A 22451-nucleotide genomic window follows, 5' to 3' on the forward strand; every position below is an offset into this window, starting at 1 on the left:
TAGACTAAAAAAACCGAGGGCGAGTTTCACATAAAACTTGACCGCAAAAGTCAAATTTTATGATCTAAACCCGCCCTCGCAAAACTCACTTAATAAGCGTCTTGCAACTCGTAAAAATCAGGGGAAATGTAATCTTTCCGCAGCGGCCAGCCTACCCAATCTTCGTTCATCAAAATCCGTTTCAGATTCGGATGTCCTTCGTAGACAATGCCATACATATCGTAGGATTCCCGCTCTTGAAAGTCGGCTGCTTTCCAAATCCAGTAGACTGATGGCACTCTGGGATCTTCGCGGGGTACGAATACTTTGACGCGGACTTCTTCAGGCTTGGAAGCATTATCTGTCAGTTTAGCCAAGTGGTAAACGCTGACTAAATCTTGTCCGGGCCCTTGGTCGTAGGCGCACTGGCACTGCATATAATTAAACCCGTAGGCATACAGTGCTGTTGACATCGGAATTAAGAAGTCTCGATCGACCTTTAATATCTCCACGCCCAAATTATCGGCCGCTAAAGCTTCGTGTTCAAAGCCATTCTGAGTCAACCACTGGGAAACCTTCCCGGCTTCAACAATTGCAGATTCTTGCTCAGCCACGGTTTACCTCCTGTTTTTGTCCTGCAAGCAGGGCCGGCGGTACTGGCATTCCCATTGCTTCCGTCAATTCCTTCGGCGGCGCGATCCGGCCTGGAATAGACAAGTATTTGCCGTCCAAAATGTCGTCTACTACTTTCATTTTGTGGGGTCTGGTGTAGTAGCGGTGGGTTGGCAGCAAATTGGCCCGTTCTTGCATGGAATTGTTGGCGATTTTTTTCCGCAGTTTGATAATTGCGTCAATAATCGCTTCTGGGCGGGGGGGACAGCCGGGTATGTACACGTCTACAGGAATCAGTTTGTCAACGCCTCTGACTGCTGTGGTGGAGTCCATGCTGAACATTCCGCCGGTGATGGTGCAAGCGCCCATCGCGATCACGTATTTGGGTTCCGGCATTTGTTCGTACAGCCGCACCAAGATGGGGGCGTACTTCATGGTAATTGTGCCGGCGGTGATGATCAAGTCGGCTTGTCGGGGACTCGATCGCGGTACTAAGCCGAATCTGTCGAAGTCAAAGCGCGATCCGATCAAAGCTGCAAATTCGATGAAGCAGCAGGCTGTGCCGAAAAGCAGCGGCCACAGGCTCGAAAGTCTCGCCCAATTGTAGAGGTCATCCACTGTTGTCAGGATGACGTTTTCTGAGAGTTGGGATGTAACTTCGGGGCGCTCGACTGGGTTGATAAGCGCTTTTTGTGATGTGTCAGAACTTAAGACCATTCCAAGGCTCCTTTGCGCCATGCGTAGACAAGAGCAATAACGAGAATTGTGATAAAAAACAAGGCTTCAATAAAAGCCAAAAGTCCTAGCTGGTTGAAAGCAACTGCCCAAGGATAGAGGAAGACGGTCTCTACGTCGAAGATGACGAAGACCAGAGCGAACATATAATATCGGATGTTGAACTGAATCCAGGCTCCGCCGATCGGCTCGACGCCAGATTCGTAGGTAGTGCGCCGGTCGTAGGGACGACTTTTCGGGCGCAGTACCTTAGACGCCGTGAGGGCGAGGATAGGGACTAGGCTGGAAATTAACAGGAAGCCTAAGAAATACTCGTAGCCGCTGAGTGCAAACACGGTGAATAATTACTGCCTAGGTGAAAGGGTTCTGTAACTTGTCTTTACATTATATAGATTTTGTGTAGCTGAAATTACGAGTTGGTTGAGATTAATCATCCATCTTCTGCAATAATTTTTAATGTATATTTTAAGATTAGCTGACCTACTCTTTTGGATTTATGAGCGATCGAGCCACTGAGACTAATACCCTCGATCGGCACGAGTGCCGAGCCTGCGGCTACGTCTACAATCCTAAAAAGGGCGATCCTAAAAATGCAATTGCCCCTGGCACTGCTTTTACAGATGTGACCCCGACTTGGGTGTGTCCCGTTTGCGGGGCGCGCAAATCGGTGTTTCAAAATCTCGGTCAGATGGAAGGGGTATCGGGATTTAAGGCAAATCAGCGCTACGGTGTCGGTGTCAACGGCATGACCGAAGGTCAGAAAAGTTTGCTGATTTTTGGCGGCTTGGTCGTTGGTTTCTTGTTTTTACTTAGTATGTATGGTTTGCAGTAAAACGATTGTGAGATTTTGGCAACGAATTGTAATGTTATTGGCCGCTGCCCTCATCTGTACGAGTTGCAGCACCATCGGTTCTGTGAGTTACAACCCCTGGCAAGTGGTTTCCTTGCCGACGGAAGCTAATTTGCAGGATATTGCCTTTACGGGCAATCCTCAACACGGCTGGGTTGTGGGTTCGGAGGCGACTTTGCTCGAAACCCTTGACGGTGGCACTAGCTGGAAGTCTATAGCATTAGATATCGACGATCCTAGGTCGCGTTTTGCGTCGGTGAGTTTTTCGGGTTCTGAAGGCTGGATTGTCGGCCAGCCTTCTGTTTTGCTCCACACGAACGATGAGGGTAAGTCTTGGACGCGGATTGCTTTGAGCAGTCAGTTGCCGGGTTCTCCGAGTACGATCGCAGCTTTGGGCCCGAATTCCGCCGAGATGACGACCGATGTCGGGGCGATTTACCGGACTTCTGACGGCGGCAAAAATTGGAAAGCTGTCGTGCAGGATTCTTTTGGGGTAGTTCGCAATATCAACCGTTCTGAAGAGGGGCAGTATGTTGCGGTTTCCTCGAAGGGCAATTTCTACTCGGTGTGGAAACCCGGACAAGAAGCTTGGGAACCTCACAACCGCAATAGTTCTCGTCGCCTGCAAAATATGGGCTTTACCAAGGATGGGCGTTTGTGGATGCTCGCCCGCGGCGGTCAGATTCAGTTTAGTGACCCGTCCAATCCTGAAGGTTGGGGAAAACCGTTTTTTCCCGATCGCAAGGCGAGTTGGGGTTTGCTGGACATGGCTTACCGGACTGATAATGAAGTGTGGGTAGCCGGCGGCGGCGGCAATTTGCTGTGCAGTTTGGACGGCGGGAAAACTTGGCAAAAAGACCGCGAAGTTGAAGATGTTCCCGCTAATTTTTACAGGATTGTCTTTATGGGCCCCGATCGCGGATTTGTGATCGGCGCGAGCGGTACTTTACTTAAATATCAAGGTTCAGCGCAAGCTGCTTGATAGTAGAATAGTAATAGAGATTGTCTGTCAATTTGTTGTTGAAAGGAGGATTCTAAATGGCTGGTACAACTGGAGAACGTCCGTTTGGGGACATTATTACAAGTATCCGTTATTGGGTAATTCACAGCATCACCATTCCGGCTTTGTTTATTGCTGGATGGCTGTTTGTGCAAACGGGTTTGGCTTACGATGCTTTCGGAACTCCTCGCCCTAACCAGTATTTCACACCGCAGCGGGAAGAAGTGCCGATTATCTCGGATCGCTTTGAAGCTAAGAAACAAGTAGATCAGTTCATTGCCAAGTAATTTAAGAAGGATTTGGAAAAATGACGACGAGCAGAACCCCAAACAATGAGCCAATTTCGTATCCGATTTTTACGGTGCGGTGGTTGGCAGTTCATACTTTAGGTGTCCCAACAATTTTCTTTTTGGGCGCGATCGCAGCAATGCAATTTATTCAACGATAGGAGTTTACAATGCCTTCCCGCGTTCCTAATCCCAATGAACAGCCTGTTGAGTTAAATCGGACTTCTCTTTATTTGGGTCTGTTGTTGATTTTTACTCTGGGTATTTTGTTTTCCAGTTATTTCTTTAATTAACTGGTGTCTGAGTTTGCTTTCGATAGTTCGATCGAATTTGTTTAGCTGTGAATTAGTGAGGTGATAGCTATGTTTAGTGAAAGTGGCAGAATTCCTTTGTGGCTGGTAGCTACTGTCGCGGGCCTCGGTGTTTTGAGCATTGTGAGTCTGTTCTTCTACGGTGCTTATGCCGGTTTGGGTTCTTCGATGTAAGGAGAATCAAGCTGATTTTCGGCTTTTAACCCCCCTTGAAAAAGGGGGGTTTTAATTATGCGAATTGTGTGGGTTAATTATATCAATTCCGGTTGCACTCATACATGATTGTTGACTGTTGACTGTTGACTGTTGACTGTTGACGGGCGGGTCGAAAAACTGAATGGTTGAGTGTTAACTGTTGACTCGATTTTATTATTCCGATGCAACCGGAAACGATATTAGGGAGAAATTTGCTCTAAAGTGTTGATTTTTGGGCAAGTTTATGATATTTTAATTCTCTCGTGATAGCGGGATTTTTGGTGATTGGGTGGAGATTTGCTCAAGAAACTGCTCGCCCTGCGGGTTCACCAATAACCCCAAAATCGATCGCCACTAGCCGACGATCGCCTCCTTCTGTGGGGCCGATCGTGAAATTAGCCAAAAGTTGCGAGTAGAATGGTGCAAGAGCCGATCGCTCGATCGTAGTGCACAGCGAAATATGACCCCACCGCCGCCGCCCCGCAAACCTCAAACCGTCTTGGGTGCGATTACCCAAGCAGTCCAGACTATTGCCAAGGTTAATTTTAACCAGCTAGCGCTGAAACCGAACGCCAAAGTACCCGAATTGTGGGTACAGGATGCGGGTGCAGCTAAAGCTGAGGTTTATCCGCTGTTGGGCGATCGATATTTATTAGGTCGATCGTCCAAATCTTCAGATATTGTAGTTCGCAATCCCGTTGTCAGTCACGTGCACTTATCCCTGTCGCGCGATACTCGGCGGCGGACTCCTTTTGTCATCAAAGATGAAGACTCCACAAACGGCATTTACAATGGCAAAAGGCGAGTTAAAAGTATGTCCCTGCGTCACGGAGACGTGTTCACTTTAGGGCCACCGGAACTAGCCGCCGCTGTCAGAATTCAGTACGTATATCCGCCGCCTTGGTATGTGCAACTTGTGCGTTACAGCTTTTACGGCGTCAGCGGAATCACCGCTTTGATTGCCGTGTTGGTAGGCATGGAATCGACAAAGTTTAAAGTGCGGCCTCTGCCAAGAAGTATCAATGGCCCCGTGATTGTTTACGCCCGCGACGGGCAAACTCCCCTGCGTCCTCCTCAGAATAACGCTCACTTAGAATTAAAACAATTGCAGGACTTTTCGCCTTATCTATCCAAGGCGGTACTTGCTTCGGAAGACAGTCGCTACAATTGGCATTTGGGAGTAGATCCGATCGGAGTTTTGCGCGCGCTTTTGACCAATGTTCGCGGGGGAGGAATTCGCGAAGGTGGCAGCACTGTGACGCAGCAGTTAGCGAGGAGTTTGTTTCGAGATTATGTGGGAACTCAAGATTCTGCGGGACGCAAGTTGCGGGAAGCTGTAGTTGCCTTGAAACTGGAGAATTATTACAGCAAAGACGAGCTGTTGCTGACTTATTTAAATCGCGTCTTTTTGGGAATTGACCTTTACGGTTTTGAGGATGCGTCTCGGTTTTATTTTGGCAAATCAGCGAAGGATTTAACTTTGTCAGAGGCGGCAACTTTGGCGGGAATTTTGCCTGCTCCCAACAGTTTTAATCCGATTCAAAATTATCAGTTAGCGGTGCAGTATCGCGATCGAGTAATCGAACGAATGCGCGCTCTGGGGACGGTTTCTCAGGAAGAAGCCGATCGCGCGAGGCGATCGCGAATTGAGATCAATCCCAAAGCCCGCCAATATCTGCAAAGTACGATCGCTCCTTATTTCTACAGTTATGTATTTGACGAATTGGAGTTTTTGCTGGGGGAACAGTTAGCCCGAGAAGGCAATTTTATTGTAGAAACAGGTTTGAATCCCGGGTTGCAAAAGTTGGCGGAAAGTTCCCTCAGAAATGCTGTTGAAAATGTGGGAGCCAGTGCAGGTTTTTCTCAAGGAGCCGTGGTTACTCTCAATAGTACAACCGGGGAAGTCTTAGCTTTAGTTGGGGGCGTAGATTATTTAAAAAGTCAGTTTAATCGGGCTACTCAAGCTTTGAGACAGCCCGGTTCTACATTTAAGATTTTCACCTATGCAGCCGCCCTAGAACGGGGAATCTCACCCGATAAAACTTATTCTTGCGCCCCCCTTTCCTGGGGAGGACAAAGTTACAGTGGTTGCGAAAGAAGCAGCGGCAGTGCTGATATGTATCGGGGTTTAGCACAGTCGGAAAATGCAGTTGCTTTGAGAATAGCGCAACAAGATGTCGGTTTAGAAAATGTAGTGCAAATGGCTAGGCGTTTGGGGATTACTTCTGAACTGCGTTCTAACCCGGGTTTAGTATTAGGTGAAAGTGAAGTTAATGTGTTGCAATTAACCGGGGCCTTCGGGGTTTTGGCGAACCGGGGTTTGGGAAATCGCCCCCACGTCATCAAGCGAATTATTGACAGCAGCGATTGCAAAGATCGAAATGATTTTAACAGTTGCCGGGTGATTTATGACTATCAAAAAGATGGCATTGCCAATCGGCAGTTAGTTTCTGAAGCGGTAGCGGATACGATGACTGATATGCTGCAAGGTGTGGTGCGCGGAGGTACGGGTAGCAGTGCTGCTTTGGGGTTAGGAGAAGCTGGAAAAACAGGCACAACTAATGATAATAGAGATTTGTGGTTTGTCGGTTATATTCCGAGTCAGCAACTGGTGACAGGAGTTTGGTTGGGAAATGATGATAATTCTCCGACTGCGGGAGGTAGTGGAAATGCCGCTCAGTTGTGGGGGGAGTATATGCGGCAGGTGGCGCGTTGAAATCATTAGTCATTAGTCATTAGTTAGTAGTTAGTAGTTAGTAAGGTGTGGTGCATTTAAATTGTATGTGGAGGGCTGGCTTTCCTGCCCAACCTCTACTTCTCATATCGTTTCCGGCTGCATCGGAATGATAAATTAGACGGCAATTTATGAATGATTTTTACAAGTCGCCACCTATCTCGGCGCAATTTTCAGTTGTTCGATTCACAGTCAACAGTCAACAGTCAACATCATTCCGGTGCAACCGGCATTGATATCACAAGAGTAAAAGTTTATTTGACCATGCAATTTAAATGCGGAGTAGCTTAGTCATTTTACTTATGACTAATGACTACAGATGCAATATTTAAATTTATTCTACAGTCTGAGAAACTGAGCTAAAGCTAAGGCTCCCCGCGAGCAATGAAATCAATAGGTTATTGATTTCCAGGCTAATTAGGGTTAACTGAGCTATGATTTTTTCATGGCTTGGGTTGTTCGTCTCCAAAGCGATCGCACATATTTTCGTTGGTCGATCGTGTGCAGTACAATAAAGGCCAGGAAAGTATAAGCAATCCAGAAATGTAAATCTCCTGCAAAATCTACAACCGCTGCATTTTTAGGAAAGATATCTGGCAACGTTGCAACCCAGAAGAAAGGGACATTCCCGCTCTTATATGAATTAGAGAGGAAAAATCCGCTCAGAGGAACCGCTACCATGAACAGATAAATTGCCGTGTGCAATAGAAACGTGCGAATCCACTCGCCTGTAAACTTGGGAAGCCGGCGCGTGTACTTACGCCACCAAACCCGCTGCAAAATGAAAATCCGCCAAGTTAGCAATGCCATTGTCAAGACTCCAATCGATTTGTGGAAAGTATAAGCGTTACCTCGTAATGGTATAGTGTCTGGCATTTTTACCATCCCAAACCCCCCAACCCACAGCAGCAGATAACAGGTTGCCATCACCGCGTGCATTGACCATAATTGCTTGAAGGCTGAATTTGCTCTAGGCTGGGGCTTTGTTTCTTGGGGAACTAATTGGGAACTCATCGAATACCTGCTAAACATTGAATGGTGTTTGGGTTCTGTCAGTCGATTTTAGATTTTAGATTTTAGATTTTAGATTTACTCCACAGATGAATTTGAGAGCTGGAACTAGGGTCTAAAATATTTATATCTCCACGATTTAAGTCGGAGGCTTGTATCCATTTTTGGGCGGAGTCATTCAATATATGCAAGTTCTATCAATCTGAGATCAACTATTGATTAAGATTCTGTAGGTTTCTGGTGACCAAGGCGAAGGAGAAAATACTCTATCTTGCAGTACAGGAATCGAAACCCACATTTATGCAACCGGAACTCAGGAAGCAAAGCCTCAAAAAACGTCCCAGAAAAATACTATCAAATTATCCCCCAACAACACGCGATGATTGCCCACAAACCGCGAGATTTTCCGCCTGCTTGCGGTGACATCCAGTGCTGGAGGCAAAACCCATGAACAACAGATGCTGCGATTGCTTTCCGTCGCCACGCGAAAGCTAACGCTCAAGAGTGAGCTATGACATCGATATGTCATTGATGCGTCCTGGAATGACATCGGAATGACACCGGCGGGCCCTGATCCCCGCTGGCGAGCCAAATCAGAGGGAGCGAAATCAAAGCGATCGCAATTAGATCGCTTCTGACCCCATCCTCCCCCTTATTCTACAGTCTGAGAAACTGGCCGACAGCCAGACAATATTGAATGCAAGTTGACGACGTTTCCGATTACCGCGATCGCAGGTGCTGCAAATCCGGCCGCCTCAACTTGCTCTACAATTGTACCCAAAGTTCCGATCAATTCTTCTTGTTCCGGCCGCGTTCCCCAGCGCACTAATGCTATGGGCGTTTCTGCACTCAATTCGGCCGCGGTCAACTGACCGATAATGTAAGGCAAATTGTGGATTCCCATGTATACTACAATGGTTTCGGAGCCACGGGCGATCGCCTGCCAATTTACCTCCGGCCGATATTTTCCCGCTGATTCGTGACCGGTGACAAAGGTGACAGAGGAACTGTACGATCGATGTGTTAAAGGAATTCCCGCATAAGCAGGGGCCGCAATCCCAGAAGTTACGCCGGGGACGACTTCTACCGACACTCCAGCTTTTACCAACTCTTCCATTTCTTCGCCGCCGCGGCCGAAGATAAACGGATCGCCGCCTTTGAGACGAACTACGATCGCATTATCTCCAGCTTTTTCTATCATTAACTGAGTTGTTTCATCTTGCATTAACGAGTGACGGCCTTTGCGTTTTCCGGCATCAATTCGTTCTGCTTGGGGGTTGATTGCTGCCAAAATTTGAGGGCTGACTAAAGCGTCATAAATCACCACATCCGCACACTCTAACAGAGCTTTTCCCTTCAAGGTCATCAAACCCGGATCTCCAGGCCCCGCACCTACTAAATACACTTTTCCTAAAGACATTTTTCTTTCTTCCTTTACCTCTTCTGTGCCTCGGCGGTTCATTTTTGAATTAAATCCCTAATTAAGTCTGCTAATTCTACACTTGGCCCTAGAGGATTTGCGAGATGAAGTTCCGCGGCAGGAAATTGCTGCTTTAGCTGTGCGACATTTTTGGCGATCGCATCTGTAATTCCTCCATTAAATAAGAAGTATGGCACAATTCCTATTTGCTGCTGTCCACCACGAACCAAACTCTCAATTTGCTCTGACAAACTCGGCTTTACCGACCAATACGCTGTTTGTACACCGAGTTGGCTGGCGATTTCCTCAACAATCGAGTTACCTCCGGGGCGACGGCTGCCGTGAGATAATAAAATCCATTTTGGCAATAGCAGATTGGGCAGAAAAGTCACCTCTTGCATCTGACTTTTTACCAATTGTGTTAAGCCTGCTTTCTGGGAACCTAAATGCGGGCGCAATTCAATTTTTAGCTTGTCACCAAAAGTTTTTTGGGCAAGTTCCACCTCTGCCGGTATGTCTTCGGCGACGTGAACTCCCGGCAATAAAAATACAGGCATGATTTGCAATTCTGTCACTCCCAGCGACAGGGTACGTTCGCCAAAACTGCAAATTTGTTCGTGCAGCGGTGCGGGCCCGAGCTCTAAGGTGGCGGTTGCTACTGCGGGGAACGATTCAGCCGAATTTTGAGACAGCAGTTGACCTAGGTTTTCCAAAGCTTGTTGGGGTCTGGGGTCGCGGCTGCCGTGAGAAACTAATAAATAGGTGGATGATCGCAATTTCAATATAGATTGGATGTTAATGTTCGATCCGGATTTCAAATAATTATAACACCGTGGGGCGCGTCACTTAAAAATTACTCAACACAAAAGTTCGATATCCTAGGGTGCGCGGCTTAAAAATTACTCAACACTGGGCTTAAAATTTATAAGCCGCACACCTTACAAAAGAAGGTGCGCGGCTTAAAAATTACTTAACACTGGGCTTAAATCTTCACTCGCCACCCAGGTTACACAAATCTTAAATTAAGCTTTGGGAGCGGGATCGGCAATGTATTGGAAAGTAGGTTCCGAGTTCCAAGGCCCGCGTTCATCCTTGCCATTTGTGGACAAGTTAAAGTAGAGATCCACAGTGGAATCGGGGGGAATATTGCCGAACATCGGATCGGTGAGTTTGCCCACCGATTCCAAAGCTTTCATGAACATTTGAGTGTGAGAAATTTCGCGAGTCAGCAGGAACTGCAGCGTCTTTTTCGTTCCCATATCCGGTGCTAGTTTAATCAACTCTTCGTAGGTTTGGCGAGCTCCTCCTTCGGCAGCGATATTAGCGCGCAAATCGCGCACCACTTCTCCGCCTTCGTTGATATAAGCAGCCGTCCAAGCTTGACCTTGGCTGTCTAACAAGTGTGGGCCTACGCCGCGCACCGCAAACAAAGTGCTTTTATAAGCTTCTGTTTGGTCAGAGTTTTTGGTGTGCATTTCGATGAGTTGACCCACCATTTCTAAGTGGCTGAATTCTTCGAGCGCAATATCTTGAAGCATATCCTTAATCCCTGCATCTTCACAGTGGAATGACTGCACCCAGTATTGCAGAGCTGCTGTCAGTTCTCCGGTTGCTCCGCCAAACTGTTCTAGGAGCAATTGGGCAAAACGGGGATTGGCTTCGTCTACAGTCACCGCCGCCATTAATTGTTTTTTGTGAAAAAACATGGATTGATACCTCTCTTTAATTCTGTTGTGTCTCAGGATCGCAGACTTTATCTGTGTTCGCCTTCAGCATCCATTGTGCGACAAGCGATCGCACCGAGCCTCGGTCAATGGATACATCTCTCGCGACAAATTTCTCTGCTTTCAGGTAGAGTTTAAAGTTAAAATTTTAGTTAGTTAGTCGGTACAAATACTACAATTTACAAGCTGCATTATTGTCGCACTCGGTTAATTTTGCCGATAAAGCATCGAGATGCCGCAGCCACTGAATGCCACCAACCCAACTGCGAGAGGGGAGGTGTCCGATTGGTGCTTGCTGATTAAATTTAATCGGCCCTAAAGTAGTAGTAGAATTGTAGGTTTGCCAATTGACCCGATCGCAAAATCTGATATAGTCTCCCTTAACGCTTTCGTAAATCTGCTTTTGGACGCTGAAGCCAAACCGACCTTGACTGTAGTGCAGCCACAGGCGATCGACTGTTTGCAAATCTTCGCAGGGTATCTGGTAAATTTGGCTTATTTCTAGCTGAGTTTCCGGTGGCTGGGAAAGAGATTGACACATCAAGCCCCAAGTTTCGCGATCGGCTTCTTTCCACTTTTTGTTAGACAAAAAATCGCGCAGTTTGGTATAATCAACTCCCCATGCAGAAATTAGGGTGGGCTCGATATTTGAAGTATTTGAACTAACCGATTAGGAAAAATGTTCTGCACAATGGGCGACGGCATTGGTCGGTAAAATTGGGGAATCAGGAGCTTGTAGTGCGCTGATATCGGTTGAGTTGTCGCTATTACCGAGAGCAGGAGCGATCGGTTTTTGGGGCGACAGCAAATTTTGATGACGAATATCTAAAGCTGCTTGGATATCTTGCAAAACTTCCGCAGCCAAACTGTACCGCTGATTGAGAGGAGTTTGCAGCAATTTATCTAAAATTTCGCCTAACTCATCGCTAATACTCGTGGCTTTGGGGAGAAACTCGCGCCACCACCAGCGCTCGTTGTTGCAGTCGTACATATCCAAGGGAGGAACTTGCGTCATTAGGCGAATGCAAGTAACACCTAAACTGTAAAGGTCGCTAGCAGGAAATACTTTGCCACGCATTTGTTCGGGAGCTACATAATCTTGACTGCCAATGAGCGTTGCTGGACGAAGCATGGCTGAATCAGTCAGCAGTTTGGCAATGCCGAAATCGATCAAGACGAGTTTGTTGTCCGATTGGCGGCGGATAATATTTTCTGGTTTGATGTCGCGGTGAATGACGCGCTTGTCATGGATAAATTGCAGCACTGGCAATAAGTCTTGCAGCAGTTGCCAAATTTGCTCTTCATCGTATACACTGTTGTCTAATTCTTGTTTAAGAGTCGATCCCCCTATAAACTCTTGAACTAAATAAATATGACCTTCTTGTTCAAAGCAGGCTAATAATGTAGGGATTTGCGGGTGTTTTCCGAGTTCGTCTAAACGGACGCCTTCTTGCCGAAATAATTCAACGGCTTTGTTAAAAATTTTGGGATCGCGGTCGTAAAAATAAAATTGCTTGACTGCACAGGGGGGTAGAGATGGGATGTCTTCATCAATGGCTAGGAAAGTTTTACCAAATCCGCCTCTACCTAAAAGTTCAATCGGGCGATATCGCTGTCTCAGCACCAGGTTAAAGCCGCAGTTTAAGCAAAATTGTGCGGCGTTGGAGTTTTGAGGATTTTGACATTCAGGGTTCACACAGTAGCTCATATTGATTTTAGATTTTATATTGCGGACAAGACTTTTTTTTAAACGAACCGCGAAGATGTGAAGCTGCGCGAAGGAAGAGGGAAGAGAGAAGAGAGAGAAGAGGGGTGGTTGAGAACTCATGCGGTGTGGGATAAGCTGTCCCGCTTCTTGTGTTGCATTTTTCGGGCGGGCGGGAAACCCCACAAGCATTTCATCTGAGATGTTGCACCATTCTCAATAAGGCTTTTAGGGGCGGGCTAGAAGAGCCATCCTACAAGAAATTCATTCTTTGTGGAACAGGCATCTTGCCTGTTCTTGAGAATGGGGCAAGATGTGAGTTTTATTCAACTGGAGTGTAAAATTTAGATGCGCCTGGGCTGATAAGGCTATTTTAATGCGCTGGATCGAATCGGGACGCTGCCAAAGCTACCGAACCCAAGCCGCATGGCTGCTGGGGGCGATATAATTGCCGATCGCACAGGCCGATCGCGCAGACCGAAAATTGTGCTAAACTCTTACTGTGCTTGGAATTTGACGCACAATCGATCTGTCTGGTTCAGGGACGCTCAGAAATATTTCAAAATATTTTTGCCTTACCCCTAGACTTGTGCTGAGATCTGATGCTATAGTTAGAAACGTTATGGCGAGTGTAGCCAAGTGGTTAAGGCAGTGGTTTGTGGTACCACCATTCGTGGGTTCAATTCCCATCATTCGCCCTTTTGATTCTCAACTGTTTAATACGATCGCCCGTCGCCTGTACGGTAATTTGCGATCGTCGTAGGGTGTGCATTGCACACCTTAATTTTTTTTGGGAGGTCGCGGTTCTGTCGCCACAAGTTCCGATGTGCTAATCTTAAATCCGGCGTTGCTGAATACAGGTAGGAATTCCGATTTCGGAATTGCTATAAGCCCTCGGAGGGTGAGTTTTGTGAGATCAAGCGAAAAGTTGATTCATACCGTGAATCAGCAACACCCTTAAATCCAATCTAAAATCTAAAATCTAAAATATAAAATCAAAGTATGCCATCTTTAGTAACAGAAGATTGGGGATATAAATTTAGTGGCGATCGCACAATTAATAAGTTTATTCGGGATGTAGAAGGGGAAGCAGCTTTAGGGAAATATTGCGCTTGGGAATGCAAAGAACGTGCGGAAATTCTGATGTCGGATATTGCTGGGAAATCCCACAATCTTTTCTACGTGCGCCGCCAAAAGGTAAATGAGAGATTTTCGGAAGAAGAAATCTGGGAATTGCTGCTTGCTACGGATGGAGATGATTTTGAATTACCTCAATTGTTGCAAAAAGCCGATCGCACTTTGCGGTTGTTAGCAACTGTACGCTGTGAAGACGGAATCGGCGGTTTAAAACTGCTGGATGCTGGTTTGGTGGCGGTTCCCAGAGGAAGGAAAGATGGGTATGCTTTGCCGGTGCAGTTGCGACTTTTGGCTAACAGTCGATCGCCAATTCCTGTAAAGTCGATCGCCCGCGTCCAACAAATGCCATTTTGGGACGACAGACACATACCGACTACCGAACAGCTAAAAGTTTGGCACACTTTTTTAAATGTTGAAAAACGCATCGCGGAAGCGCGTCAATTTTGTGTACCTTTCCGAGGACACAATTACGGTTCCGGCTTCAAAATCGTCACTTTTGAAATCGAGCGTAATTCCGCCACTCTTGACGGCTACGAGGAAAATTTCTTAGAATTGGGCGACTTTCGCGAAAGGCTGAAAAAAGCCAGAAATGAAGAAATTATCCTGTTTGATTCGCCGCCCGGAAGCAGAAGCAGCCGCGATGGAGAGACATTAGGTAGCATCGCTGAAATTGACTTTGAACATGGTAAATTACGCATTAAGTTAGATGTTGATTTAGGCGATCGCATGGCGGGCGGCAGATATCAACTTCCCAAACAAGGATTTTTATATTTTGAGGCGGCGGGCGATATCAGTCAGATCGAACGCAAGAAAAAAGCTTTAAAAATGCTGACAGACGGCCGCGCTCAAAATCCCTATTTGAGTGAGTTTTTATTCGACTCTTCCCAGGCGAGAATGCCCGAAAAACTTATTAAATTGGATAGGGAAAACTTATTAAATCGCAATGCTAATGACGACCAACTTGCCGCCGTAGAAACGGTGCTTTCGGCGCGGGATTTAATTTTGATTCAAGGGCCGCCGGGAACGGGCAAAACGACTGTGATTGCGGAGATTTGCTATCAAATTGCCCGTCAGGGTGGCAAAACGCTCATTGCTTCGCAAGCAAATTTGGCTGTAGACAATGCTTTGAGTCGGTTAGTTCACAATCCGGCGATTCGGGCTTTGCGAAAGGGAAAAGCTCATAAGGTGCAGGAAGAAGGGCAGCCGTTTTTAGAGGAAAATGCGATCGGCACTTGGCTGCAAAATACGGCGACTGACTGCGAAGAAAAGCTCTCGCAGCGCCTGACTAATGTCAAATCTTTGCGGCAGTTGGTGGCAGAATCCGAGCGATTTACCGCCTACTGTGCCGCCGAGAGAGATTTTTTTAATGAGCTCAAACACCTGCACGACAGTAAAGCAAATATTGAGGAAAAATGCAGTCAGCAAGCAGCAGCTTATGAAGAGGCTTTAACCAAAAAAAGCGAGATTGAATCTCTAGTTAGTGGGCTAGTAAATTTGCTGGATGCGCCGAAGATCAACTGGGAATCTCCAGAAGTTGCCGAGTTTATGCCCCGACTCAAACCTTATTCAGAAGGGAATGTTTTAGTAGAAAACTTTATGGCAAATGTTCGGGTTGCCGCTAGCAATGCTATTCAAATAGGCTTTGAGCGCCCTGCTTGTGGTGCCTTTGGGATTGCGGTTTGGCTTCAGGAAACTGTAGCAGCGCAAATATCGGAATTTAAGACAGCATTCGATCGCGCTGATGATGTTTGTCACGCTATGTCGGCGGTTGCGGAGTCGTTGCGGGTGTCGCGGCAGATGTCGGAGGCTGTGAATCAACTCGAATTGGGCGATCGGCAAAATCAGACACACCGCCACAATCTCGAACAGAAAATCAAGAATTTGGAACTGCGAAAAGCGGAAATTGCAGCCGTTGTCGTCGCCGTTGCACAGTGGATTGAGACGGCGGATACGGGGCTCTATGAAGTCGTGAAAACTTGCTGGGAAACGGGCGCAATGCTCACGGATGATATGGTAGAATTGCCCGCAGGATTGCTGAAAATTGCCCGATCGCTCAAATTGCCGATCGTGCCTCCCAAATGCAAAATCAATTTGCCCGATTTGGATCGGCTGCAAAAGGCGATATCCCACGAAGAAAGCGCAGGTTTTAAGGACTTACAAGGGCAACAGTTCCGGTTTAGCGAGTTTCTGCACCTAAATTTGAGTCAAACGCCGATCGTGCTCTCTGCGGGCGATCGTGCACAGTGGCAACAACTAGCCAAAGACTTCGCCAGCTATTCCCAAGTCAGCCAAAGTCAGCGCAAATTTATCATCGAAAAAGCTCGCACTTTCTTAGGTAGCATTCAACAGTTTTATAGTGAATCATTGCACCCAAATCATGTCCAGGCTACCTTCGATCGCCTAGTCAAAGAATTGCTGCACAGTATCCTCGCAAATGCCCGTCAGTGCGTCGTTCCCCTGAAAACCGAAACCGAACAGCAGCTTATCAAACAGCAACAATTATTAGATAAAATAGGTCAAACCTTGAACCAGCAGCAAATATCCGCCGCTAAACTTCAGGTAGAAACAGCGCAGCAAGAGGCCAACTTAAAAATTAGCGAAGTTACTAATTTGTTGCAAGCAATTGTCCAACAGCCAAACGTCCCTGAGAAGTTGCGGATTTTAGCCGAACAATATCTCGCGCAAAAATCGAATATCTGGGAGCAACCGCAGCAGTTTGTCAAGCAAGTTGAGGCTTGGAAAGCAAGCACGATTCAGCTTGAAAAATCCATTGCTGACTTAGATCCTTTTGGGGTTTTGGAGACAATCAAAAACACTCTTGACGAGGATTTATCGCCGCTGCAAATTGCGGCTGCAACTTCGCAGCAGCAACTCGCCGAACTTCAAACAGAATTGAGCGAAATTACCGCTCAACTGCAACAGCAGCAACCAACAGCAGCATTACTTGTTGAAAGAAAGTGGTGGGAGTCAGCATGGCAAACTATCCCGACTCAATATCAGCCAGAAGTTCCGACTACAGGATTGTTCACCGTAGCTTTTTTAAACAAAATTAAGCGTTTATTCAAAACTTGGCAACGGAAATTAGAACAAGAAGAAATAGCACTAAATCGCTCTCAAAACTTTGTGACCGATTGGATTCAAAAACTCCGCAATCCATCAGAAAAAGACCGCAACGATTTAAAGCAAATTTATATTGACAATGCCAACGTGATCGGCATTACTTGCGTGCAGGCTGCTAGCTTCGATTTTACTAAAAACTTTCCCAGCTTTGATGCAGTCATCATTGACGAAGTTAGCAAATGCACTCCGCCAGAGTTATTAATTCCCGCTTTGAAGGGCAGAAAGTTAGTATTAGTGGGCGATCACAGGCAATTGCCGCCGATGTTTAATCAAAGTACGATCGACGATATCGCCGAAGACATCGGCTGTACCGGAGACGAACTTAGCTTCATCAAAGAATCGCTGTTCAAAGTTTTGTTTGAAAATGCCAGCGACAGCATCAAAAAAATGCTGACAACTCAGTATCGAATGCACCCACAAATCATGGGCGCAATCAATCAGTTTTACCAGCAAAAACTCAACTGTGGCATTCAGGAAGCTGACACCAAACGCGCCCACAACCTCGCAGGTAGAATCATCCAAGAAAATAATCACATTCTGTGGGTGAAAACGCCCATCGGACAAGGATTTGAAGAGGAAAAACAGGGTACTTCGCGGTTGAATGTCAAGGAGATTGATGCGATCGAGCGTTTGTGCGAACAAATGCAGACAGCTTGGCAGCCCAAAGTTGCCGACGGTGAACCACCGAAAGAAATCGGAATTATCACTTTTTATGCTGCTCAATTAAATGCAATTAAAGACAGAATCGAAGGCGAAAGATTTCCTGCTTTGAGCATCCGCACTGGTACGGTTGACATATTTCAAGGCATGGAAAGACCTGTAATTATTGTCAGCACTGTGTGCAATAATGTTAGGGGCGATATTGGATTTGCGAAGGAGCCGGAACGGGTGAATGTGGCATTTTCCCGGGCTCAAGAATTGCTGGTAGTTGTCGGCTGCCACGATTTATTTACTCAACAAACAGGTACAGTGGGAAAAATGTATCAGGAAGTTTCAAAAACGGTGCGTCACTGCGGAGGTTTTGTAGATGTTTCTAGCGTCCTCAACTAAACCAATAGACTCGAATTTAAGTTCGCTAGCCGAACAGATTGAGCAACAAAATCCGGGTTTGTCAGTGTTGGCGGCGCGTCAATTCCGCTTTGCAATCCGGCAAACTCCGCTGGAGGTGGCGGTTAGCGAACCGCGCGAGTTTAACGTGTTGGAAGAGTTCATTTTGCGGGCGGGCGTTGAGTTTGAACCTGCGCCAACTTTGAAGGAATTGGCGGATTTGCTGGGGTTGGACGAGATTTTTGTGAAGACTACGGCGGCGACTCTGGTTAGTTTGGAAAGCTTGGAGGTGGCGGAAAATGGCCAAATTGCGATCGCCCCGCAAGGCAGAGATTTTTTCGAGAAAGGTGCAGTTAGTCGATCGCAAATTCAATCAATTTACGCCATTTCCGATCCTTTAAATCAAACTCTTACCTTTAAATTCGATGCTTTAGCCGCAGAATCGGTCAACTTACCCGATTTAGCAGATTTAGTATCCCTCGAACATAAAATTAGCGACCTGGCGAATTTAAGTCTAGCAGAAATCCAGCCGTTAATTCAAGATTCTGGCTTAGGAATTCACGCCCCACAAAACGGCAAAATTGTCTCTGCTTGCGATGTCGTGGGCGACGATTTAGATATTTGGCAAACAGTCTCGATTTTTGTGTTGCTAGATGCGATCGAAAATAAAACTACTATTCAAGTCCGACAGGGAAAACAAATATTAGAAACAGCATCAAACCGACTCAACGAACTTGAATCCCAGCAAAAACTTTCCTTAAATGACTTGTGCAAATTAACCCCCGACATCGCACAGCAAGAATTAGAGACAATACCCGTCCAGAAAACTCCTAAAAAGCCATCTAAGAAGAAACTCAAGGAAACGATATGATGAGGGCTAAAGTCCTGATTACAAACTGGTTTGTAGTAAGGACTTTCTTCCTGATTAACTGATAGCTTGCACCATTCTCAATTACTTGTTTAGGAACGGGCAAGATGCCCGTTCCACAATAAAATCAAGTTTTGTGGAACGGGCATCTTGCCCGTTCTTAACAACAGTACAACATATAACTATTAACCAACAAATGAGGTAATGATACAATGGACAAGTTAGCTCAATATCGTCAATACGTTCAGACATTAATGAGCCGTTATGCCGAAGATGATGTTTCCGATGATGAAGTCGAAGTGCAACTAATTTTGGACACAGAGCGAGATCATTATCAGTGGATGAATGTCGGCTGGGAACACTTAACTCGGATTTATCAAACCTTCATTCACATTGACATCAAAGATGGAAAAATCTGGCTTCAGCAAAATTTGACCGAGGAAAATCCTGCGGAGGAATTAGTTGCAATGGGAGTACCGAGAGAGGATATTATTTTGGGATTGCAACCCCCATACAAACGGCAGTATACTGATTACGGCGTAGCGTAAAATGTCCAGCTAAAAAAACAAAATACTCAGATTCCCAACTTCTTGAAGAAGTCGGGTATCTAATTCGCCCTACTGAGCCTTAACGCATTTCAGCATCCGCAAAGTAGCAGCCGCGTAATTCCGCTTTGCAGAATCATTCGGAGCAAACCCATCGCCCATTTCGTTAATAGCGGCAGCAACAGAACAATAAGCAGACATTTGAGTAATAATAGACGCAGCCCAATAATTCTGAGTTTCTGAAAAAGTTTTAGACGGTTATTTAGCAACTAAATTGGCTGCTTTCCCGCCGACAAATTGAATTCCGCTGCTCTTGGTAGCACCGCCATCAATTCAGCGCGAGTGACGGGCTGGGTAGGTTGAAAAGTTCCATCTTGATAGTAGCTAACTATCTTGTTGCTCCGCGCCAATAGAAGTTTTCCGGCACTCCAGCGCGAAATATCAACGTCGCTAAATGGACGGATAGAAACATGGCTAGGAAAGGTGATATTAGCACCTGGTATTCCTTTTAAAGATTTCCAAACTAAAGATACCAATTCCTCTCTGGTAACAGCAAGTTGTGGCCACAAAGCATTATTTTGAGAAAACGGGGCTACAAACCCAAGGCCCACAGCTTCTTTAATTTCCGAAGCGTAGATCTCATTGGTAGCTATCTCCGAATTGTAGAAGCGTCAGTATTGCCTATGGTATTTCCACCGGTATTTCCACTGGTATTTCCTGGGGTACTGGCTGCGGTATTGGCTGCGGTATTGGCTGCGGTACTGGCTGCGGTACTGTCTGCGGTATTGGCTGCGGTATTGCCTGCGGTATTGGCTGCGGTATTGGTATTGGTATTGGCTGCGGTATTGCTTCGGTATTGCCTCCGGTATTGCCTCCGGTATTGCCAATTTCTCCCGGTGCGGATTGATTGGTAGTGAAATAAAAGTGGCCTAATGTGCGGCCTTGGTAAGCTCTTTTACTCAAGCGCCAAGTAGGATCGAGACTGATTTTCATGAAGTCGTTAACATCGCCGTTTGTGCGACCTATAATCACCGATTTACCTTGGTAATCTACCGGAGTTCCAATTAGTAGAACATTTCCATCAACACTTTCCAAAGTCAGGGTGTATTTTAGTGCTAAATCGGTGCCTGCCATGCGAATTGAAAAGCCGTTGCTGTCTGTTGCGCGGCCACAAATACCCGTGAAATCAAAAGTAACTAATAATGGATCGACTTTCACGGGATTAGAGCCACTTTCGCTCCAGCATTTTCGCGTGTCAGAGACTTGTTCTAGAATTAGCAATTGGTAGCCGCCGGAAGGGCGGGGTTGGGCGATGACAATTACTCGGTCTTGGTTAATTTCGCTTTCGTCAAAAGTAAATGCTTTAGCCGAACCGATCGCGCCAAGTGTTAAAATTGCTGAACCTGCCAGTGCGGCCACTGTTCGTACAAGTGAATGTTTCATGATTTTTCCCTATGGGCCCCTTATTGTGATGAGACTTATCTAGAATATAAAAAATTCGCCCTGTTCCAACAACAAGATAGAATTTTACCATCTCTTGTTCCGGTGGTACCAAGTGCGATCGATCGCCGATCGTCACATTGCTTCGTAGTGAGAACTCAAGCCCGAGCCAATTTTATGAGGAGTTGAGTCCTCCCTACAAAGTTATAACCGTTATTTTAGCGAGGAACTTGATAAGCTGTTCGACCTCTAAATTGTATTTTCCGGGCGGGCGCGACGCCCACTCCACAAGAATTTAAGGGGAGTTGACAGTAAAATTTAGATGCGCCTGGGCTTATTACTTGCGGGAAACGATCGCACTATTCACAAAAAAAACGGTGCGTTACACTCTTGTTAACGCACCCTAAAACAAACATTCAAAAAGTGTCTTTGCTGTCTAGCGGAACATACTGCTAACAGAACTATCTTCGTGAATCCGCCAAATAGTTTCTCCGAGCAAATTGGCTACCGAAAGCACCGTCAACTGCTTAAAACGGTTCTCTTCCGGCACAGGAATTGTATTCGTAACAATTACCTCTTCCAAAACCCCGCTAGACAAACGCTCGATCGCCGGAGGCGAAAACACCGCATGAGTAGCACAAGCATAAACCTGCCTCGCACCCTCGCGGCGCAACAATCGGGCGCCCTCAGAAATCGTGCCGGCAGTATCGATCATGTCGTCCACCAACACGGCTGTTTTGCCCCTGACATCACCGATGAGGTTCATCACTTCGGCGACATTGTGAGCTTGGCGGCGCTTGTCAATAATTGCCAGGGGAGCATCGCCCAGCTTTTTGGCAAAAGCTCTCGCCCTAGCGACTCCGCCAACATCCGGCGAAACCACAACAATATCCGTCAATTGCTTGCTCGCCAGATAATCCAAAAGCACTGGCGAACCGTAAACGTGATCGAAGGGAATGTCAAAATAACCTTGAATCTGAGCTGAGTGCAAATCCATCGCCAAAATGCGACCGGCCCCAGCTTCCGTAATCAAATTAGCCACTAATTTTGCGGTAATCGACTCTCTTCCGGCCGTTTTGCGGTCAGCCCTAGCATATCCGTAATAGGGAATGACAGCAGTAATTTGTCTAGCCGAAGCGCGGCGACAAGCATCGATCATAATTAACAATTCCATGAGGCGATCGTTTACCGGACAGCAAGTTGGCTGAATCAAGTAAACATCGCAGCCCCGAATCGATTCTTGAATTTGAACGTAGAGTTCCCCATCAGCAAACCGCTTGCGAACCATCGGCCCCAAATCGATCCCCAGATAGCGAGCCACCTCTTGGGCGAGGGGAATATTAGCAGAACCGGAGAACAGCCGCAGACGGTCATGAGCGGAAACCGGCGGCTCGGGAAGCGGAAGCGGTAAAGTAGCAGAACGGATCACAGCAGGCCTCTTGCAGGACGTTTATTCCATCGCTATCTTACCATCTGAAACTAGAAATATTCAGCCAAATTTTTGAGAGATTTAACTTTCGGGGCGGCCACAAGTGTTAAGTTAGGCGAATTGAATAGGACTGGCAAAAATATGTCCGAGAAACCCAGTTTCTACCCCACTTTCGGCACCCTCAACGGTCACAATCGGTTTTTACTTATTCTTATCCAGCAATCAAACTCTAAAAATTATACTACAATACCGTATATTAACGGATAAATTACTTTTTAAAGGCATAATTTATTACTTTAAAG

The 22451-nt window shown here is 46.3% G+C and carries 24 protein-coding genes and 1 tRNA gene; 11 read left to right on the forward strand and 14 right to left on the reverse strand.

Going from position 1 to position 22451, the window contains the following annotated elements; genetic code table 11:
• Nucleotides 1-89 precede the first annotated feature (89 nt).
• Genes D0A37_RS17775 through ndhC form a run of 3 tightly spaced genes read right to left on the reverse strand, consistent with a single transcriptional unit; the run spans nt 90 to nt 1661 of the window.
• Entirely contained in the window at nt 90-593 is a 504-nt protein-coding gene (locus D0A37_RS17775) for an NAD(P)H-quinone oxidoreductase subunit J (protein ID WP_242716305.1), read from the reverse strand.
• Nucleotides 586-1308: a photosynthetic/respiratory NAD(P)H-quinone oxidoreductase subunit K gene (gene ndhK, locus D0A37_RS17780; protein WP_242716307.1), complete on the reverse strand. Its 723-nt coding sequence runs from the start codon at nt 1306-1308 to the stop codon at nt 586-588. The genes D0A37_RS17775 and ndhK overlap by 8 nt, the downstream gene beginning before the upstream one ends.
• Nucleotides 1299-1661: a photosynthetic/respiratory NAD(P)H-quinone oxidoreductase subunit C gene (gene ndhC / locus D0A37_RS17785; RefSeq protein WP_006635500.1), complete on the reverse strand. Its 363-nt coding sequence runs from the start codon at nt 1659-1661 to the stop codon at nt 1299-1301. The genes ndhK and ndhC overlap by 10 nt, the downstream gene beginning before the upstream one ends.
• Nucleotides 1662-1822: 161 nt before the next feature.
• Between ndhC and D0A37_RS17790 the strand changes: the two genes are divergently transcribed.
• From D0A37_RS17790 to D0A37_RS17815, 6 genes are all read left to right on the forward strand, one after another.
• The gene (locus tag D0A37_RS17790; RefSeq protein WP_242716309.1) at nt 1823-2158 is read left to right on the forward strand and encodes a rubredoxin; all 336 of its coding nucleotides are present in this window, start codon (nt 1823-1825) and stop codon (nt 2156-2158) included.
• 31 nt (nt 2159-2189) lie between these two features.
• Complete coding sequence (locus tag D0A37_RS17795) at nt 2190-3158, forward strand: photosynthesis system II assembly factor Ycf48 (protein WP_242716311.1); 969 nt, start codon at nt 2190-2192, stop codon at nt 3156-3158.
• Between the two features lie 56 nt (nt 3159-3214).
• Entirely contained in the window at nt 3215-3463 is a 249-nt protein-coding gene (gene psbE / locus D0A37_RS17800) for a cytochrome b559 subunit alpha (protein WP_006635503.1), read from the forward strand.
• Between the two features lie 20 nt (nt 3464-3483).
• A complete protein-coding gene (psbF, locus tag D0A37_RS17805) occupies nt 3484-3624 on the forward strand; it encodes a cytochrome b559 subunit beta (protein ID WP_242716313.1) in 141 nt (46 codons plus the stop codon).
• Nucleotides 3625-3633: 9 nt separating this feature from the next.
• Complete coding sequence (gene psbL, locus D0A37_RS17810; protein WP_242716315.1) at nt 3634-3756, forward strand: photosystem II reaction center protein PsbL; 123 nt, start codon at nt 3634-3636, stop codon at nt 3754-3756.
• A gap of 69 nt (nt 3757-3825) precedes the next feature.
• A complete protein-coding gene (locus D0A37_RS17815; RefSeq protein ID WP_006635506.1) occupies nt 3826-3948 on the forward strand; it encodes a photosystem II reaction center protein J in 123 nt (40 codons plus the stop codon).
• A 322-nt stretch (nt 3949-4270) separates the two neighbouring features.
• Here the strand turns inward: D0A37_RS17815 and D0A37_RS17820 are convergent, their stop codons facing one another.
• Nucleotides 4271-4486 (reverse strand): hypothetical protein, encoded by a 216-nt coding sequence (locus D0A37_RS17820; protein ID WP_242725856.1) that lies wholly within the window; start codon nt 4484-4486, stop codon nt 4271-4273.
• Here D0A37_RS17820 and D0A37_RS17825 point away from each other — a divergent pair.
• Nucleotides 4430-6685 (forward strand): transglycosylase domain-containing protein, encoded by a 2256-nt coding sequence (locus tag D0A37_RS17825; RefSeq protein WP_242725596.1) that lies wholly within the window; start codon nt 4430-4432, stop codon nt 6683-6685. The genes D0A37_RS17820 and D0A37_RS17825 overlap by 57 nt on opposite strands.
• Before the next feature lie 450 nt (nt 6686-7135).
• On the opposite strand, the gene D0A37_RS17830 is transcribed toward D0A37_RS17825, so the two are convergent.
• The 6 genes from D0A37_RS17830 to D0A37_RS17850 form a co-directional block, all read right to left on the reverse strand.
• Nucleotides 7136-7717 (reverse strand): cytochrome b, encoded by a 582-nt coding sequence (locus D0A37_RS17830; protein WP_242716317.1) that lies wholly within the window; start codon nt 7715-7717, stop codon nt 7136-7138.
• A gap of 649 nt (nt 7718-8366) precedes the next feature.
• Nucleotides 8367-9176, reverse strand: a complete 810-nt coding sequence (cobA, locus tag D0A37_RS17835) for a uroporphyrinogen-III C-methyltransferase (protein ID WP_242716319.1) — start codon at nt 9174-9176, stop codon at nt 8367-8369.
• Nucleotides 9173-9916 carry a sirohydrochlorin chelatase gene (locus D0A37_RS17840; protein WP_242716321.1) on the reverse strand — a complete coding sequence of 248 codons (744 nt, stop codon included), beginning with the start codon at nt 9914-9916 and terminating at the stop codon, nt 9173-9175. Before D0A37_RS17840 ends, cobA begins: the two co-directional genes overlap by 4 nt.
• A 240-nt stretch (nt 9917-10156) precedes the next feature.
• Nucleotides 10157-10840, reverse strand: coding sequence for a manganese catalase family protein (locus D0A37_RS17845; RefSeq protein ID WP_242716323.1), 684 nt, complete (start codon nt 10838-10840; stop codon nt 10157-10159).
• A gap of 190 nt (nt 10841-11030) precedes the next feature.
• The gene (locus D0A37_RS29500) at nt 11031-11447 is read right to left on the reverse strand and encodes a GUN4 domain-containing protein (protein WP_445242413.1); all 417 of its coding nucleotides are present in this window, start codon (nt 11445-11447) and stop codon (nt 11031-11033) included.
• Between the two features lie 81 nt (nt 11448-11528).
• Nucleotides 11529-12566: a protein kinase domain-containing protein gene (locus D0A37_RS17850; protein WP_445242414.1), complete on the reverse strand. Its 1038-nt coding sequence runs from the start codon at nt 12564-12566 to the stop codon at nt 11529-11531.
• Between the two features lie 622 nt (nt 12567-13188).
• Here D0A37_RS17850 and D0A37_RS17855 point away from each other — a divergent pair.
• The 4 genes from D0A37_RS17855 to D0A37_RS17870 all read left to right on the forward strand — a co-directional run bounded on the left by D0A37_RS17855 (nt 13189) and on the right by D0A37_RS17870 (nt 19283).
• A tRNA-His gene (locus D0A37_RS17855) sits at nt 13189-13261 on the forward strand.
• 304 nt (nt 13262-13565) lie between these two features.
• Entirely contained in the window at nt 13566-17870 is a 4305-nt protein-coding gene (locus D0A37_RS17860; protein ID WP_242716325.1) for an AAA domain-containing protein, read from the forward strand.
• Nucleotides 17848-18738 carry a hypothetical protein gene (locus D0A37_RS17865; protein WP_242716327.1) on the forward strand — a complete coding sequence of 297 codons (891 nt, stop codon included), beginning with the start codon at nt 17848-17850 and terminating at the stop codon, nt 18736-18738. Before D0A37_RS17860 ends, D0A37_RS17865 begins: the two co-directional genes overlap by 23 nt.
• A 209-nt stretch (nt 18739-18947) precedes the next feature.
• The gene (locus D0A37_RS17870; protein WP_242716329.1) at nt 18948-19283 is read left to right on the forward strand and encodes a XisI protein; all 336 of its coding nucleotides are present in this window, start codon (nt 18948-18950) and stop codon (nt 19281-19283) included.
• 69 nt (nt 19284-19352) lie between these two features.
• Here the strand turns inward: D0A37_RS17870 and D0A37_RS29100 are convergent, their stop codons facing one another.
• The 4 genes from D0A37_RS29100 to D0A37_RS17885 form a co-directional block, all read right to left on the reverse strand.
• Nucleotides 19353-19481 carry a hypothetical protein gene (locus tag D0A37_RS29100; RefSeq protein ID WP_278187082.1) on the reverse strand — a complete coding sequence of 43 codons (129 nt, stop codon included), beginning with the start codon at nt 19479-19481 and terminating at the stop codon, nt 19353-19355.
• Nucleotides 19482-19549: 68 nt separating this feature from the next.
• A complete protein-coding gene (locus D0A37_RS17875) occupies nt 19550-19891 on the reverse strand; it encodes an S-layer homology domain-containing protein (protein ID WP_242716331.1) in 342 nt (113 codons plus the stop codon).
• A 70-nt stretch (nt 19892-19961) separates the two neighbouring features.
• On the reverse strand, nt 19962-20723 hold the full coding sequence (locus tag D0A37_RS17880; RefSeq protein ID WP_242716333.1) for a DUF3747 domain-containing protein: 762 nt from the start codon (nt 20721-20723) through the stop codon (nt 19962-19964).
• Nucleotides 20724-21156: 433 nt separating this feature from the next.
• Nucleotides 21157-22149, reverse strand: a complete 993-nt coding sequence (locus D0A37_RS17885; RefSeq protein WP_242716335.1) for a ribose-phosphate pyrophosphokinase — start codon at nt 22147-22149, stop codon at nt 21157-21159.
• Nucleotides 22150-22451: the final 302 nt, after the last annotated feature.

Origin of the sequence: Microcoleus vaginatus HSN003 (assembly GCF_022701255.1) — a bacterium.
GTDB lineage: Bacteria > Cyanobacteriota > Cyanobacteriia > Cyanobacteriales > Microcoleaceae > Microcoleus > Microcoleus vaginatus_B.